Here is a 1,990-nt window from a genome sequence, read left to right on the forward strand (position 1 = left end):
ATCGCAACTTCGTATAACAACGGGGAAACGCTGCGCTTCGGCACTTACGGCCTCGCTTGGCCTGCGGCACATTCCCTTTCTGTCACTCGCTCGCATACGCAAGCTACGTGCCAGTCCCTAACGTCCCGTTAACGGGACTCAGGGTCAGGGAACGTCGTCTCCCCTAGTTCGTTATGCGCAAATATTCAAAATAAAATATGATAATAACAAAACTTAGAAAACTTATTGCTGATAATCCTCTATCTCAATACGTAATTTACAATTATATTATTAATCCAATAATTGGATCTATATTTACTTTTATTATTCTTACTCTTTTTATACCATTGGTTTACAAAAAAAAATTTTTTAAATTTCTAAAATATAATATTGATGCACAAAAAATTATTACGAATAAAAACTGTGACAGGAATATTCCCAAAAACAATATCAGAAGAATATACCCATTACTAAATACTTTTCATTGCACACAATTCACTAATACGGACTCAGGAACTGAGACCTATACTTGCAAAAAACATATTCTTGAAAATGTTAATATATTAATTAGTAATTTAGAAAACAATACAAGCCTAGAATTCCCATTAGAATTTGAAAAAAGTTTAAATACTGATTTTTCTTTCCTAGATCTAATACAAGGAGAGAATAAATATTTGAAATTAAAACTAGATCTACTCCAAGAATTAGATTCTAGAAAAATTCATTATTCGGTAGGATATGACCAAATCTTTTTTATAGAAAATCTTACGAACAAATACAAAGTAAAATCAATATTCTATAATTTTGGATCAATTTATCATATAAACTTCCTCAAAAGCTTTAACAATATAAATGAAGCTCAAACTTTTATTGAAAAAATTGAAAACCTATGTATTAAATGAATATCTGCGCATAACAGCGTCTACTCACTTCGCTTCGGCACTACGGCCTCGCTCGGGCTACGCCACATTTCCCTTCTGGCATTCGCTCGCATACGCAAGCTACATGCCAGTCCCTAACGTCCCGACGGGACTCAGGGTCGGGAAACATCGAGTAGACTAGTTCGTTATGCGCAAGCGGAAAGATTATTTCAGAGCGAAAATAGAAATTGACATTCATTGTATACACCCAAGTATATACATATGGCACATGCATCAAAAGTCTTTATTAGTGGAAATAGCCAGGCAGTTCGAATTCCAAAGGAATATCAAATTTCAGAAAAAGAACTATATATACAAAAAGTTGGAAATACACTTTTCCTTTTTCCTAAAAATGAGCCTTGGAAAGCTTTTGAAGAAAGCCTTAATGAATTCTCTGATGACTTTATGTCAGACGGTAGATCTCAACCTGAAAATCAAATTAGAGAAGAGTTTTAATGTATCTTATTGATACGAACATTTGCATTTACTCTATTAAAAATAAGCCTGAGTCAGTTGTTCAAAAAATAAAATCTATTGAGCCTTATCAGATTAAAATTTCATCCATTACTGTTGCCGAATTGGAATACGGTGCCGCTAAAAGTATTGATTATGCAAAAAACAAAAATACACTTATTAAATTCTTTTCTGCATTTGATATCATACCTTTTACAGACTCAGATGCTGAAATATACGGACACATAAGAGCCACGTTAGAAAAAAATGGGAAAATAATTGGACCATACGATCTTCAAATTGCCGCCCAAGCAATTTCAAAGAATCTAATTTTAGTATCAAATAATACAAAAGAGTTTATCAGAGTTCCAAATTTAAAATTAGAAAACTGGATTTAATTTTATATTTTCCGCCAGCGCATAACAGCATGGAGACGCTGCGCTTCGGCACGAGGCCTCGCTTGGGCTGCGCCACATTCCCTTTCTGTCACTCGTTTGCATCCGCAAACTCCGTGCCAGTCCCTAACGTCCCGTTGGGACTCAGGGTCAGGGAACGTCGCCTCCACTAGTTCGTTATACGCAATGCCCCAAATCTTATCTTTATGACTGTTTTGACATAGAAAAATAGGATACCAACTC

Annotated in this window: 3 protein-coding genes; all 3 read left to right on the forward strand. The window is 35.1% G+C overall.

From position 1 onward, the window contains the following. Positions 1-197 precede the first annotated feature (197 nt). The 3 genes from EHQ16_RS19060 (at position 198) to vapC (ending at position 1,750) form a co-directional block, all read left to right on the forward strand. On the forward strand, positions 198-881 hold the full coding sequence (locus tag EHQ16_RS19060; protein WP_135631305.1) for a hypothetical protein: 684 nt from the start codon (positions 198-200) through the stop codon (positions 879-881). A gap of 240 nt (positions 882-1,121) precedes the next feature. After that, the gene (gene vapB / locus EHQ16_RS19065) at positions 1,122-1,355 is read left to right on the forward strand and encodes a type II toxin-antitoxin system antitoxin VapB (RefSeq protein ID WP_135638920.1); all 234 of its coding nucleotides are present in this window, start codon (positions 1,122-1,124) and stop codon (positions 1,353-1,355) included. Then, on the forward strand, positions 1,355-1,750 hold the full coding sequence (gene vapC / locus EHQ16_RS19070; protein ID WP_135631309.1) for a type II toxin-antitoxin system tRNA(fMet)-specific endonuclease VapC: 396 nt from the start codon (positions 1,355-1,357) through the stop codon (positions 1,748-1,750). The genes vapB and vapC overlap by 1 nt, the downstream gene beginning before the upstream one ends. The last annotated feature ends 240 nt before the right edge of the window (positions 1,751-1,990 follow it).

This window comes from Leptospira kanakyensis, from assembly GCF_004769235.1.
In the GTDB taxonomy this organism is placed as follows: Bacteria; Spirochaetota; Leptospiria; order Leptospirales; family Leptospiraceae; genus Leptospira_A; species Leptospira_A kanakyensis.

What these genes read in the sequence shown, in the direction of transcription:
- vapB (WP_135638920.1), top strand. Translation starts at nt 1,122, where the DNA reads ATGGCACATGCATCAAAAGTCTTTATTAGTGGAAATAGCCAGGCAGTT.
- vapC (WP_135631309.1), top strand. Translation starts at nt 1,355, where the DNA reads ATGTATCTTATTGATACGAACATTTGCATTTACTCTATTAAAAATAAG.
- EHQ16_RS19060 (WP_135631305.1), top strand. Translation starts at nt 198, where the DNA reads ATGATAATAACAAAACTTAGAAAACTTATTGCTGATAATCCTCTATCT.